The 13537-nt window shown below is 70.2% G+C and carries 10 protein-coding genes, 1 tRNA gene and 1 pseudogene; 6 read left to right on the top strand and 6 right to left on the bottom strand.

Going from position 1 to position 13537, the window contains the following annotated elements; all coding sequences use genetic code 11:
* Window positions 1-2: 2 nt before the first annotated feature.
* From IE273_RS16030 to IE273_RS16015, 4 genes and pseudogenes are all read right to left on the bottom strand, one after another.
* Window positions 3-966 (bottom strand): annotated as a pseudogene (locus IE273_RS16030) (MFS transporter).
* A 115-nt stretch (window positions 967-1081) separates the two neighbouring features.
* A complete protein-coding gene (locus IE273_RS16025; RefSeq protein ID WP_189815848.1) occupies window positions 1082-3226 on the bottom strand; it encodes an acetate--CoA ligase family protein in 2145 nt (714 codons plus the stop codon).
* A gap of 4 nt (window positions 3227-3230) precedes the next feature.
* Window positions 3231-4472, bottom strand: coding sequence for a formyl-CoA transferase (gene frc, locus IE273_RS16020; protein ID WP_189815847.1), 1242 nt, complete (start codon window positions 4470-4472; stop codon window positions 3231-3233).
* Window positions 4473-4482: 10 nt separating this feature from the next.
* The gene (locus tag IE273_RS16015) at window positions 4483-6165 is read right to left on the bottom strand and encodes a thiamine pyrophosphate-binding protein (protein WP_189815846.1); all 1683 of its coding nucleotides are present in this window, start codon (window positions 6163-6165) and stop codon (window positions 4483-4485) included.
* Between the two features lie 243 nt (window positions 6166-6408).
* Here IE273_RS16015 and sucC point away from each other — a divergent pair, with 243 nt between their 5' ends.
* The 4 genes from sucC to IE273_RS15995 all read left to right on the top strand — a co-directional run bounded on the left by sucC (window position 6409) and on the right by IE273_RS15995 (window position 10350).
* Window positions 6409-7539, top strand: coding sequence for an ADP-forming succinate--CoA ligase subunit beta (sucC, locus tag IE273_RS16010; protein WP_189815845.1), 1131 nt, complete (start codon window positions 6409-6411; stop codon window positions 7537-7539).
* Window positions 7540-7550: 11 nt separating this feature from the next.
* Window positions 7551-8432, top strand: a complete 882-nt coding sequence (gene sucD, locus IE273_RS16005) for a succinate--CoA ligase subunit alpha (protein WP_189815844.1) — start codon at window positions 7551-7553, stop codon at window positions 8430-8432.
* Between the two features lie 95 nt (window positions 8433-8527).
* Window positions 8528-10102, top strand: a complete 1575-nt coding sequence (locus IE273_RS16000) for an aldehyde dehydrogenase family protein (RefSeq protein ID WP_189815843.1) — start codon at window positions 8528-8530, stop codon at window positions 10100-10102.
* 163 nt (window positions 10103-10265) lie between these two features.
* Window positions 10266-10350 (top strand) — tRNA-Leu (locus IE273_RS15995).
* A gap of 79 nt (window positions 10351-10429) precedes the next feature.
* Here the strand turns inward: IE273_RS15995 and IE273_RS15990 are convergent.
* Entirely contained in the window at window positions 10430-11665 is a 1236-nt protein-coding gene (locus IE273_RS15990; protein ID WP_189815842.1) for a tyrosine-type recombinase/integrase, read from the bottom strand.
* Window positions 11666-11705: 40 nt separating this feature from the next.
* Complete coding sequence (locus IE273_RS15985) at window positions 11706-12272, bottom strand: helix-turn-helix domain-containing protein (protein ID WP_189815841.1); 567 nt, start codon at window positions 12270-12272, stop codon at window positions 11706-11708.
* 164 nt (window positions 12273-12436) lie between these two features.
* On the opposite strand from IE273_RS15985, the gene IE273_RS15980 reads away from it, so the two are divergent.
* Window positions 12437-12607 carry a helix-turn-helix domain-containing protein gene (locus tag IE273_RS15980; protein ID WP_229887247.1) on the top strand — a complete coding sequence of 57 codons (171 nt, stop codon included), beginning with the start codon at window positions 12437-12439 and terminating at the stop codon, window positions 12605-12607.
* 40 nt (window positions 12608-12647) lie between these two features.
* Entirely contained in the window at window positions 12648-13157 is a 510-nt protein-coding gene (locus IE273_RS15975; protein WP_189815840.1) for a hypothetical protein, read from the top strand.
* Window positions 13158-13537 lie beyond the last annotated feature (380 nt).

The following is a 13537-nucleotide window of genomic DNA, read 5'->3' as shown; positions in this document are numbered from 1 at the left end:
GCTTATGCCATCTCCTCACCAAGGGGATGCGGGTTGGGGACGATGCGCCGGGCCTTCGGCCTGCCCGGGGCCTTCAGGAAGAGCGCCGGCACCGCGGAGGCCGGCCCGATCGAGCCCGCGAGGACGAACGCGCCGTGGTAGTCCCACGCGTCGACGACGACCGCGCCCAGGCCCGAACCGACGAGCCCGGAGACGAGCTTGGAGCTGTGGACCATCCCGTGGTTGGAGGCGTTGTTGTTCTCGCCGAAGTAGTCCGCCGTCATGGCCGCGAACAGCGGGAAGATCGCCCCGCCGCCGAAACCGGAGACCATCGAGCACAGCAGGAAGAAGGGCATGCCGCCCATCCGGCCGGACACCAGCACACCGAACTGCGCCGAGCCGAGCACGACGCACACGACGATCAACGTGCGGCGGCGCCCGTACCGGTCGGATATCCAGCCGGCGGACGCCACCACCAGGCACAGTCCGACGCCGACCGTGACCAGCACGCCCCGGTATGCCGACCATGTTCACGCAGGTCGCGTAGACCAGGCCGGCGCCGATGCCGCTGCACATGCCGAAGCCGAGGTAGGCGACGGCGACATGCGGCGCGTACGCCAGCGACAGATAGCCCAGCAGCGTGCCGACCGCGCCGAGCAGCATCGCCGTACGGGCGGGCAGCCGGCCGCTCTCCCGCAGCCGCCCCGCCGGGAAGGCCACGGCCGCCTGGAAGAACACCCAGACGCCCATCAGCCAGAAGATGTGCCCGCTGCCCCACAGATGCGCCTCGTGGAGCGCGTCCTCCGCCGATGTGAACGCGTACTCGGCGGAGCTGATGCCCATCATGCCCACCCAGGGCAGGATGACCATCCAGGTACGCCTACGGCCCATGATGTCGATGTCGGACTCGCCGACCCGGTACACGCGTCCGCTCCGGTCCGTCACTTCCCGGTACGGCACGGACGTCGAGTAATCGGTCGTTCTCATCGCTCACCCCTTGCGTCGAAAGTTCTGGCCGGCGCCCCCGTCCCATGCCTTTCGTGCGCAGACGGGTCCCGGGGCCGGCCGGCGCGCACCGCCGGCCGGCCCCGCTTCGCTCAGCTCATGAACCGCCCCCCAGCAGGCCCGCCGCCCGTGCCCACCGGTACTTCGCGCCGAGCACCGCCACCGGCTTCTCGGTCGTGTACGGATACGCCACGACGCCCCGCTCGAACAGGTACTGGCACGCCTCCTCGACCTCGACGTCACCGGCGAGCGACGCCACGACCGGCTTCTGGACGCCCCGCTCGCGGAACTCCGCGACCACCCGCGCGGTGAGTTCGGCGAACACCATCGGCGGGGTGACGATCGTGTGCCAGTAGCCGAGCACCAGCGCGTGGACGCGCGGGTCCTCCAGGCCCAGCCGGATCGTCGCCTCGTACGTCGACGGCGGCTCGCCCCCCGTGATGTCGACCGGGTTGCCGGCCGCGCCGAACGGCGGGATGAACCGGCGGAACGCCTCGTCCAGGTCGGGCGGGATCTCCATCAGGGACAGCCCGTTGTCCGTCACCGCGTCCGACAGCAGCACACCGCTGCCGCCCGCGCCGGTGATGATCACGACGTTGTCCCCCCGCGGGGTGGGCAGCACCGGCAACGCGCGCGCGTACTCCAGCATGTCGTTCAGGCCCGGCGCCCGGATCACCCCGGCCTGCCGGAGGATGTCGTCGTACACCGCGTCGTCGCCCGCGAGCGCGCCGGTGTGCGAACCGGCCGCCTTCGCGCCCGCCGCCGTACGGCCCGCCTTCAGGACCACGACCGGCTTCTTCGGCACGGTCGCGCGGGCCGCCGCCACGAACGCCCGCCCGTCCTTGAGGTCTTCGAGGTGCATCGCGATGCAGTCGGTGTGCGGGTCCTCGCCGAACCAGGTCAGCAGGTCGTCCTCGTCCAGGTCCGACTTGTTGCCGAGGCCGACGATCGCCGACACGCCCGTCTTCGTGGTACGGGCGAAGCCGAGGATGGCCATGCCGATGCCACCGGACTGCGAGGTCAGCGCCACCCCGCCCTTGACGTCGTACGGTGTGCAGAACGTGGCGCACAGGTCCTGCCAGGTGGAGTAGTAGCCGTAGATGTTCGGTCCGAGCAGGCGGACGCCGTGCCGCTCGGCGATCTCCACGATCTCCGCCTGGAGCGCGTGCTCACCGGTCTCCGCGAAGCCGGAGGGGATCAGGACGGCGTTGGGGACGCCCTTGCGCCCCACCTCCTCCAGGGCCGCGGCCACGAAGCGGGCCGGAATGGCGAAGACGGCCACGTCCACCTCGCCGGGCACGTCCGTGACGCTCTTGTACGCCTTGCGGCCCAGGATGTCGTCGGCCTTGGGGTTCACCGGGTGGATGTCCCCGGCGAAACCGCCGTCGACCAGGTTGCGCATCACCGAGTTGCCGATCTTGCCGGGCTCGTTGGAGGCGCCGATCACGGCGACGGAGGAGGGCTGCATCAGCCGCCGCATGGACGCGAGGATCTCCTCGCGCGAGTACGTCCTGCGCGCTACCGGCTGCCGCTCGGCGAGGAGGATGCGGATGTCGGCGGCGACCGCTCCCGTCGCCGTCGCGATCACCGGGTTGAGGTCCACCTCGGCGATCTCGGGGAAGTCCGCGACGAGTCGGGAGACCCGCCGGATCTGCTCGGCCACCGCCCACCGGTCCACACCGGCCTGGCCGCGCACGCCCCGCAGGATCTCCGCCGACCGGATGGAGTCGAGCATCGACAGCGCCTCGTCGGCGGAGACCGGCGCGAGGCGGAACGTCACGTCCTTCAGCACCTCGACCAGCACCCCGCCGAGCCCGAACGCCACCACCTTCCCGAAGGTCGGATCGGTGACCGCGCCGACGATGACCTCCTGGCCCGCCGGCAGCAACTCCTGCACCAGCACGCCCTCGATGCGGGCCCCGGCGTCGTAGGCGCGCGCGTTGTCCACGATCCGGTGGAACGCGGCCCGTACGCCGGCCGCGCCCTCCACCCCCACGACGACCCCGCCGGCCTCGGTCTTGTGCAGGATGTCCGGCGAGACGATCTTCAGGACGACCGGCCCGCCGAGACGCGCCGCCGCGGCCACCGCCTCGTCCACGTCCGCCGCCAGTTCCTCGCCCGGTACGGCGATCCCGTACGCGTCGGCGACCACGCGGCCCTCGGGCGCGGTCAGCGCCGTACGGCCCTCGGCCCGCACCGACTCCAGCAGGGACCGCACCCGCAGTACCCGGTCCTCGGCCATCACGTCAGATCACCCCGTTCGACTTCAGCAGGCGCAGCTCCTCGTCGCCGAGGCCCAGTTCGCCGACGTAGACCTCTTCGTTGTGCTCGCCGAGCAGGGGTGAGCCGGTCACCTCCACGGGGGAGTCGGAGAGCTTGAGCGGGCTGCCGACGGTCACGAACTCGCCGCGCTCGGGGTGCGGGACGCGGACCACCATCTCGTTGGCGGCGAGCGAGGCGTCCTCGATGATCTCCTTCGTGGACAGGATCGGGCCGCACGGGATGTTGTGCGTGTTCAGCCGCTCCAGCACCTCCCACTTGGGGAGCGTCGCCGACCACTCCTCGATCAGCTGGAACATCTTGTTCAGCTTCGGCAGCCGGGCCTCCGGGGTCGCCCACTCGGGGTCCTCGGCGAGTTCGGGCCGGCCGATGAGCTCGGTGATCGGCTTCCAGCCGACGGGCTGGACGATGACGTACACGTAGTCGTTCGGACCGCCCGGCGCGCACCGCACCGCCCAGCCCGGCTGACCGCCGCCGGACGCGTTCCCCGAGCGGGGGACCTCCTCGCCGAAGTCCTCGTTGGGGTATTCGGCGAGCGGCCCGTGCGCCAGGCGCTGCTGGTCCCGCAGCTTCACCCGGCACAGGTTGAGGACCGCGTGCTGCATGGCCACGTTGACCCGCTGCCCGCGCCCGGTCCGCTCGCGCTGGAAGAGCGCCGCGAGAATGCCCGCCACGGCGTGCACACCCGTCCCCGAGTCCCCGATCTGGGCCCCCGTCGCCAGCGGCGGCCCGTCCTCGAAACCGGTGGTCGACATCGACCCGCCCATGGCCTGCGCGACGACCTCGTACGCCTTGAAGCCGGTGTACGGGCCGTCCCCGAACCCCTTGATGGAGGCGTAGACGATCCGGGGGTTGATCTCCTTGATGCGGTCCCAGGTGAACCCCATCCGGTCGACCGCGCCCGGCCCGAAGTTCTCGACCATGACGTCCGAGCGCCGGATCAGCTCGGTGAGGATCTCCTTGCCGCGCTCGGTCTTGGTGTTCAGCGTGATGCTCCGCTTGTTGCAGTTGAGCATCGTGAAGTACAGGGAGTCGACGTCCGGCAGGTCCCGCAGCTGCTTGCGGGTGATGTCGCCGGTCGGTGCCTCCAGCTTGACGACGTCGGCGCCGAGCCAGGCGAGCAACTGGGTGGCGGACGGCCCGGACTGGACGTGGGTCATGTCCAGGACGCGGATGCCGGCCAGGGCCTTGGTGGGCGTTCCAGTCATGCGGGCCACCTCACTTGTACATGGTCTGGTTCATGGTTCCGGGGGCGTACGCGTCCGGGTCGACCCAGACGTTGATCAGCGACGGCTTGCCGGACTCGCGGGCCCGGCGCAGGGCGGGGCCGATGTCGGCGGGGTCGCGGACCTCCTCGCCGTAGCCGCCGAGGATCTGCGCGAACTTGTCGTACGGGACGTCGCCGAGGGTGTTGCCGACCCGTTCGCGGTCCTTGCCGTACTTGGCGGCCTGGCCGTAACGGATCTGGTTCATCGAGGAGTTGTTGCCGACGATCCCGACGAACGGGAGGTCGTAGCGGACCAGGGTCTCGAAGTCCCAGCCGGTGAGGGAGAAGGCGCCGTCCCCGAACAGGGCGACCACCTCCTTGTCGGGGCGGGCCTGCTTGGCGGCGAGCACGAAGGGGATGCCGACGCCGAGGGTGCCGAGGGGGCCCGGGTCCATCCAGTGGCCGGGCGACTTGGGCTGGACGACCTGCCCGGAGAAGGTGACGATGTCGCCGCCGTCGCCGATGTAGACCGAGTCCTCGGTCAGGAAGTCGTTGATCTCGCTGACCAGCCGGTACGGGTGGATCGGGGAGGCGTCGGACCGCAGTTGCGGCAGCCGCTTCTCGATCGCCGACTGCTCGGCCGCGCGCAGTTCGTCCAGCCACTCCTTGCGCTTGGCCGCACCGCCGCCAGGCCGCCCGGACGCGGCCTCCGTCACCGACTTCAGGACCAGGCCCGCGTCGCCGACGATGCCCAGTCCGATGTCGCGGTTCTTGCCGACGGTGCGGTAGTCGAGGTCGATCTGCACGACCGTGGCGTCGGGGGAGAGGCGCTTGCCGTACCCCATGCGGAAGTCGAACGGGGTGCCGACGATGACGATGACGTCGGCGTTGGAGAAGGCGTACCGGCGGGAGAGCTGGAAGTGGTGGGGGTCGCCCGGCGGGAGCGTGCCGCGTCCGGCGCCGTTCATGTACGCCGGGACGTTCAGCGTGCGCACCAGCTCGACGGCGGCCTCGGTGCCCCGGGTCGTCCACACCTGGCTGCCCAGCAGGATCGCCGGTTTCTCGGCGTGGACGAGCAGGTCGGCGAGCTTCTCGACGGCCTCCGGGTCGCCGGCCGAGCGGGTCGAGGCCCGGTAGGCACCGGCCCGCGGGACACGGGCCTTGGCGACCGGCACCTTCGCGTCGAGGACGTCCCGGGGGATCTCCAGGAAGGAGGGGCCGGGTGCGCCGTGGTAGCACTCGCGGAAGGCCATCGACACCATGTCCGCCGCGCGTGCCGTGTCCGGCACCGCCGCCGCGAACTTGGTGATCGGCGCCATCATGTCGACGTGCGGCAGGTCCTGGAGGGACCCCATCTTGTGCTGGGTGAGCGCGCCCTGGCCGCCGATCAGCAGCATCGGGGACTCGGCGCGGAAGGCGTTGGCGACCCCGGTGACGGCGTCGGTCGTCCCGGGCCCCGCGGTGACCACCGCGCAGCCCGGCTTGCCGGTGATGCGGGCGTAGCCGTCGGCGGCGTGCGCGGCGACCTGCTCGTGGCGGACGTCGACGACTTCTATCCCCTCGTCCACGCAGCCGTCGTAGATGTCGATGATGTGGCCGCCGCACAGGGTGTAGATGCGGTCGACGCCTTCGGCCTTCAGCGCCTTGGCAACGAGATGGCCACCGGAGATCACGTCCTGGGTGTCGTCGGGCATGGCGAAGTCCCGTCCCTTTCATAGGAGTTTGCGCGGCTCGCGGGGCATGGGAGTGCAGGGGGTGCGTACAGTGGGAGGTGCTGTATGCAGTAGATTGCATACAGTCGACGAATACTGTATGAAGCTTGTTATCCCGCATCCCGTGGGTGGTGTCCAGGGGGCGTACACAGTTTTCGGTCATCGGTGTCCGGGCGATTCCAGTCACCGGAGCGCGCGCGATGATTCCCGCAGACAGGAGCCGGCATGGACCTGTACGAACACCAGGCACGACAGCTCTTCCAGGACCATGGCATCCCGGTGCCGCGGGCCGAGGTCACCCGGTCGCCCAAGGAGGCGCGGGAGATCGCCCGGCGGCTCGGCGGCCGGGCCGTGGTCAAGGCACAGGTGAAGACGGGCGGGCGCGGCAAGGCGGGCGGGGTCCGGCTCGTCGCCGACCCGGCCGCCGCCGAACTGACGGCCCGCCAGATGCTCGGCACGGCCATCAACGGCCATCGCGTCCGCACCCTGATGTTGGCCGAACCGGTCGACATCGCCGAGGAGTTCTACGTCTCCTACGTCCTGGACCGCGCGGCCGGCGGCTTCGTCGCCATCGCCTGTGCGCAGGGCGGGGTGGACATCGAGGAGGTGGCCGCGCACCACCCGGAGGCCGTGGCGCGCGTCCCGGTCGACCGGGCCGAGGGCGTCACCTCCGCCAAGGCCGGCGAGATCGCGAGCGCCGCCGGGCTGCCGCCGCGGACCGCCGACGTCCTCGTCCGGCTGTGGCAGGTGCTGGTCGCCGAGGACGCCCTGCTGGTCGAGGTCAACCCGCTGGTGCGCACCGCCCAGGGGCACGTCCTCGCCCTCGACGGCAAGGTCACCCTGGACGACAACGCCCGCTTCCGGCAGACCCGTTGGGGAGAGGAGGACACGGAGGAGCTCGATCCGCTGGAGGCCGAGGCCGCCGCCCGCGGGCTCCACTACGTCAAGCTCGACGGCGAGGTCGGGATCATCGGCAACGGTGCCGGCCTCGTCATGTCGACCCTGGACGTGGTCGCCGGCTGCGGCGCCCGCCCCGCCGACTTCCTCGACATCGGCGGCGGGGCCTCGGCGGAGGTCATGGCCGACGCGCTCTCCGTGGTGCTCGCCGACCCCGCCGTGCGGAGCGTCCTCGTCAACGTCTTCGGCGGGATCACCGCGTGCGACACCGTCGCCGACGGCATCCTGGCGGCGGTCGACCGGGTCCGGCCCACCAAGCCGCTCGTCGTGCGCCTCGACGGCAACAACGCCGCGCGCGGCCGGGCGATCCTCGACGCACGGGCGCATCCACTGGTCGAACAGGTCGCCACCATGGACGGCGCCGCCCGCCGGGCCGCCGAACTCGCCCACACCGCCTGAGGAGCCGGGACATGGCCATCCACCTCACCACGGAGAGCAGGATCCTCGTCCAGGGCATGACCGGCGCCGAGGGGATGAAGCACACCCGCCGGATGCTCGCGGCCGGCACGAACGTCGTCGGCGGGGTCAACCCGCGCAAGGCCGGCCGTACCGTCGACGTCGACGGGCACCCGCTGCCCGTCTTCGGCTCGGTCGCCGACGGCTTGCGCGCGACCGGCGCCGACGTCAGCGTCGTCTTCGTCCCGCCGGCCTTCGCCAAGGCGGCCGTCACCGAGGCCGCCGACGCCCGGATCCCGCTGGCCGTCGTCATCACCGAGGGCATCCCGGTCCACGACACCGTCGCCTTCACCGCGTACGCGCGGCAGCGGGGCACGCGGATCATCGGACCCAACTGCCCCGGCCTGATCTCCCCGGGCCGGTCGAACGCGGGCATCATCCCCGCCGACATCGCCAAGCCCGGCCGTATCGGCCTGGTCTCCAAATCGGGCACCCTCACCTACCAGCTCATGTACGAACTGCGCGACACCGGCTTCTCCACCTGCGTCGGCATCGGCGGTGACCCCGTCGTCGGCACCAGCCACATCGACTGCCTGGCCGCGTTCCAGGACGACCCCGACACCGAACTGATCGTCCTGATCGGGGAGATCGGCGGCGACGCGGAGGAACGGGCCGCCGCCTACGTCCGCGACCACGTCACCAAGCCCGTCGTCGGCTACATCGCCGGGTTCACCGCGCCCGAGGGCCGGACCATGGGCCACGCCGGCGCCATCGTCTCCGGCTCCACCGGCACCGCCCGCGCCAAGCGGGAGGCCCTGGAGGCGGCCGGGGTGCGGGTGGGCCGCACCCCCACGGAGACGGCCCGGGCGGTGCTGGAGACGCTGCGGCGGAGCTGAGCCGGGGCGCGTGCTCCCCGCGCCGCCGGCATCCGAGAAACGGCAGGTACCTCCCCGCACCCCCCATCCCCACGCAGCGAGAGCGGAGACCACGCATGTCACCCACCCTCACCCCGCAGCTCCCGACCCCTCCTCCCGTCGCACTCCTCAAACCCGGCACCTCCTACGCCGACGCCTGGCAGCGCTGTCTCACGGTCGCCCCCGAGGCCTTCCGGGAGCAGGGCGCCGGCAATCTGTGGGCCGGTGTCTGGCACCCCGACGGCCGGACACTGCCCGCGACCACCCCCGTCGACGGCACCCCCATCGCCGGCGCCCCCCGCCTGGACGGCGACACCGCCCACCAGGCCGTACGCGCCGCCCTCGATCAGCACCGCGCCTGGCGGCACGTCCCGCTGCCCGAACGGCGGGCCCGCGTCGCCGCCACCCTGGACGCGCTCGCCGAGCACCGCGAACTGCTCGCCCTGCTGCTCGTCTGGGAGATCGGCAAGCCCTGGCGGCTCGCGCTCGCGGACGTGGACCGGGCGATCGACGGCGTGCGCTGGTACGTCGACGGGATCGAACCGATGCTCGCGGGCCGGGCCCCACTGGACGGGCCCGTGTCGAACATCGCCAGCTGGAACTACCCGATGAGCGTGCTCGCGCACGCCGCGCTCGTGCAGGCGCTGGCCGGCAACGCGGTCATCGCCAAGACCCCGACCGACGGCGGCGTGGCGTGCCTCACCCTCGCCGCGGCGCTGGCCGCCCGCGAGGGGGTGCCCCTGACCCTGGTCGGCGGCAGCGGGCGCGAGCTGAACCAGGCGCTGGTGCGGGCGCCGGAGATCGGCTGCGTCTCCTTCGTCGGGGGCCGCGACACCGGCGCGGCCGTCGCCACAGCCGTCGCCGACCTGGGCAAACGGCACGTCCTGGAACAACAGGGCCTGAACACCTGGGGCATCTGGGACTTCTCCGACTGGGCGGCGCTCACCGCCGTCGTCCCCCGGCTCTTCGACTACGGCAAACAGCGCTGCACCGCCTATCCGCGCTTCGTCGTCCAGCGCTCCCTCTTCGACGCGTTCCTCGCCGCCTATCTGCCGGCGGTCCGGGCCGTCCGCGTGGGCCACCCGCTCGCCGTGGCGGACCCGGCCGATCCGCTCCCCGAGCTGGACTTCGGGCCCCTGATCAACGCGGCCAAGGCCAAGGAGCTGACCGACCAGGTGGCCGAGGCCGTGGACCGGGGTGCCGTACCGCTGTACCGGGGCCGGCCGGACGAGGCGCGCTTCCTGCCGGGCCAGGACACCTCCGCCTACGTCCACCCGGTCACCCTGCTCGGTCCGCCGCCGTCCTCCCCGCTGCACCACGCCGAGCCCTTCGGGCCGGTCGACACGATCGTCCTCGTCGACACCGAGGCCGAGCTGCTGGCCGCGATGAACGCGTCCAACGGCGCGCTGGTGGCCACGCTCGCCACGGACGACCGGGCCGCCTACGACCGGCTCGCCCCCCAGATCCGCGCCTTCAAGACCGGACACGGCGTCCCGCGCTCCCGCGGCGACCGGGACGAGCTGTTCGGCGGGTTCGGCGCGTCCTGGCGCGGCGCGTTCGTCGGCGGTGAGCTCCTGGTCCGGGCGGTGACGCGGGGCGCGGCGGGGGAGCGGCTGCCCGGGAACTTCCCGGAGTACCAGCTCATGCCCTGACTCTCACGCTCGGCACACAGGATCTCGCGGACTGTATACCGTCGGCAATCCGGCGTCCGCCTCGTCCCCGCGGACGGATACGCAGGTGAAACGCACTCCGAAACCTTGGTATTGTTGTCCATGTCGCCGGGCGGAACACACCCCGCAAGGCGGCAGACACCTGGTCCGGGTGGCGGAATGGCAGACGCGCTAGCTTGAGGTGCTAGTGCCCTTTATCGGGCGTGGGGGTTCAAGTCCCCCCTCGGACACTAGCTGAGACCCCTGTTCATCAGGGGTTTTCTGCTTTCCAGGACTGTGGCGTGACCAACAGCCTGGAGACTCCCCAGGTCAGACCAGGGATGACAGGCCGAGTCGGCCCGCACCGGAGGCGGCCAGTCGGCGCGCTCCGTCCTTACGAGAGTGGCCGTACCGGGCCATGGTGTAGCCCGGCGAGTGGTGCCGGACGTTGGCGGAGACCTCTACCGGGTTCTCTCCGGCCTCCAGATCGTTCGTGACCTTGCTGTGCCTCCAGTCGTGAATCCGGAAGTCCTCAGGCAGGTGCAGGCGGGTGCGCAGGGTGCGCCACCGCGCAGACACCTTCTCCGGGTCCTGCGGGCCCCCTGCCTCGCCCCGGTAGAGCTTGAAGCCGTCCCGGGCGAACACAAGGTCATGATCGACCCAGGCGGAGCCGAGACGTGCACGCTCGGCGTCCTGCCGCTCCTTCTGCCACTTCAGAACGTTCATGACGCTCTGGTCCACGTAGATCAGCGCGTTGTCGTCACCGTCCTTGGTCAGCTTCCGGAGGCGGTAGGTGTTGCCCTCTTCGACCACGACCCAGCCCAGTTCGATGGCTCCCTCTTCCCAGTGGATCAGAGACCACTTCATCCCCAGTGCCTCACTGCGCCGCACGCCGGTTGCGGCGTAGACGGTCCACAGCGGAGCATCACGAAGACAGTGATGGGTCAGGCCACCATCACAGGCACGGTTCCCGCACGGCTCCCATACGGCTGCCAGGAAGCGGGCCGTCTGACCGTCGTCCACGGTGGGGTACTTCTGTTCCTGCGCCCGTATCTCCCGCGCTGTGGGCGGGTGAGCCGATGCCGCCGGGTTGGCGGGAATCAGCTTGGGCACAGCAGCCCCGAGAGCGCCGGACAGGATGTTGTGAATGTGCCGGACGCTCTTCGCGCCGAGCGGCTTGTCCTTGTTGGTCGGGCACGGGGCCGTCTCCAGCAGCCGGTACAGATCATCAAGCGTGTCGTCGGTGACCTCACACAGCTTCACACAGCCGATGTGCGGCTTGATGTGCAGACGGATCTTCGTCTCGTACCCGGCCACGGTCGTCCCCTCCTTCCTGAGATTCGACAGCCACTTGTCGAGCCAGTCACCCAGCTTCATGTCAGAGCGGGCCGCGATCTTGCCCGCCTCGTAGTTGTTGTGCCACTCCCGCAGCGCCCTTTCTGCTGCGGTCTTGGTCGGGTAGTCCCGGCCGATCCAGTAACGGATCTTCTTGCCCTGCGCCTTGTCGAAGTGGAGCGGGGTGCGCACACCCCAGGTGTTCGGTCTGCCCTTGCGCGGGATCTCCACCGGAGTCCCCCCGAGACCGTTACCGCGCTTTGCCAAGGTGTCAGTCGCCTTCCTGGTCCTGGTGCCACTGGGTGAGGATCGAGGACGCCTTTTCGGTGAGCTTCTGGCCGTCCCACAGCCCGAGTTCTTTAGATCGTTTGATGCGCTCGGACATGGTGGCCTTGCCGATGCCCAGACGGCCGGCCAGCTCCCGCTGGGGCGCGGTCGTACCGGTCGCACGCATCCGGACCAGCTCCGCGACGAGAAGCGTGTAGTCCTCCTCGGTCCGGCAGCGAGCCGGAACGGGGTACGGGTCGTTCATCGCCCTGTCTTCCTGCTGGGCGAGCGCCGCACGGGCTCCAGCCTTGATCTCCGCCAGCGGGATCTGCCGCAGCAAGGTGGCGGGGATGCCGTCGGTCTCTAGAGCCTGATCCATGAGCCGGACGATCTCGTCTTCGTCCGGTCCGCCGATGTTGAGCCGGATCGTCAACTGGGACGGCCCGGTGAAGGGGGCGGCGACGGGACAGCGCGCTTCGACCAGCCAAGGCCCGTGGACCTCTCGCCAGAAGATCTCTGTTCCCTCGCGCTGCCACTGCGGGCTCGCGTCGTGTGGTTTCGGTGTGTTCACGGGAGCCACCATACCCGCTACCGAACTTGCTGCCATATGTTCGGCAGTGTGGTGATGGTCACCGACTCCGAACTTGACGCAACTGGTTCGGGGGAGGGCAATCTGAAAGTGCGCCGGACAGCAACGGGCGGAAGCGCCGCCCACCGGCCCGCAAGGGAGACGCATTGACCAAGCTCATGACCGTGGACGACGTGGCCGTGTACCTGAACAAGCCCCGGTCGTGGGTGTACGGGAACTGGAAGGCCGAACAGATCCCGTTCCGGAAGGTAGGGCAGTCGCTTCGATGCCGCCCCGCCGACCTGGATCGCTGGCTGGACGCCCAGGGGGCCGAGTGAGCTACCACTTTGCCAAGGTCTACCGGCCGGAGGGGGCCGCTTGATTCCGCCGTGGGATGAGGAGTACGACCCGACTCCTGCCGTACAGCCACCGGGCCGGGGCCCATGGTTCGGACTGAGCCAGTCAGCGGCATTCAAGGCAGCACAGGACACGGGCATCAGCACGGACCTGAGACTCCTCCTGTTCGCCGTCGCCAGAGCAGACAGGTACGGTCACGCGGAATTCGGTCCGGAGGAGCTGGAACGACTACTGAGCATCAAAGACAGCGGGGTGCGTAAGCAGATCGGGAAGCTGAAGAAGGCCGGAATCGCAGCACAGGAGGCCAACGCGCGGTGTGTCCTGCTCGGCTACGAAGTGCGCGGCGGCGGTCATCAACCCGACGACCCCAAGCGGTGCGGGGCGCATGGCGAAATGGGAGCGGCCACCTTGCGCAAGAAGCCGGTGCGTGTCCCCGCATCATCGGGACCGCAGTTCTGGTTGGACCTCTACACCGAGGACAGGCAGGCAGATGATCAAGCGTTCCTCACAGGACCGGCACCAACCCCCTGACCTGCGAAAACGCACTTTCTCCTATAAGCCTGGGCTGGGTGTATCGGTTACTTCAGTAAGTGGCCCCGGCCGAGGGGCCGGGTTCACAAGTGTTGAGAAGTTCAGCAGGCCGCCCCCCTCTGAAGGGGGCGGTTTTCTGTATGTGTGGGATTCATTTAGTTGAAGCAGGCGGGCGCTCCTGAAGGCGCCCGCTTCTTCTTGGGAGGTGAATACCGCTTCCTCGCTCCCGCTCGTCGCTGTTCGAATCTCCGGCTTGGGCCGTTGATACTGTCGAGTATTCCTCGGCCTTGCTCAGCCCCTGCGGCTTTTCCTCCCCGGGCAGGGTGTGGGAGGAAAACTCCTCGCGTCGGAGCGCGGCCAAGGCTGGCGCGCAGCCACCT

Source organism: Streptomyces olivaceoviridis (assembly GCF_014650115.1).
Classification (GTDB): domain Bacteria; phylum Actinomycetota; class Actinomycetes; order Streptomycetales; family Streptomycetaceae; genus Streptomyces; species Streptomyces olivaceoviridis.
This window is presented reverse-complemented; position numbering and strand designations above follow the sequence as displayed.

Coding starts and splice junctions, on each gene's coding strand:
- IE273_RS16025 (WP_189815848.1), bottom strand. CDS start 3,226: ATGGCCGAGGACCGGGTACTGCGGGTGCGGTCCCTGCTGGAGTCGGTG.
- frc (WP_189815847.1), bottom strand. CDS start 4,472: ATGACTGGAACGCCCACCAAGGCCCTGGCCGGCATCCGCGTCCTGGAC.
- IE273_RS16015 (WP_189815846.1), bottom strand. CDS start 6,165: ATGCCCGACGACACCCAGGACGTGATCTCCGGTGGCCATCTCGTTGCC.
- sucC (WP_189815845.1), top strand. CDS start 6,409: ATGGACCTGTACGAACACCAGGCACGACAGCTCTTCCAGGACCATGGC.
- sucD (WP_189815844.1), top strand. CDS start 7,551: ATGGCCATCCACCTCACCACGGAGAGCAGGATCCTCGTCCAGGGCATG.
- IE273_RS16000 (WP_189815843.1), top strand. CDS start 8,528: ATGTCACCCACCCTCACCCCGCAGCTCCCGACCCCTCCTCCCGTCGCA.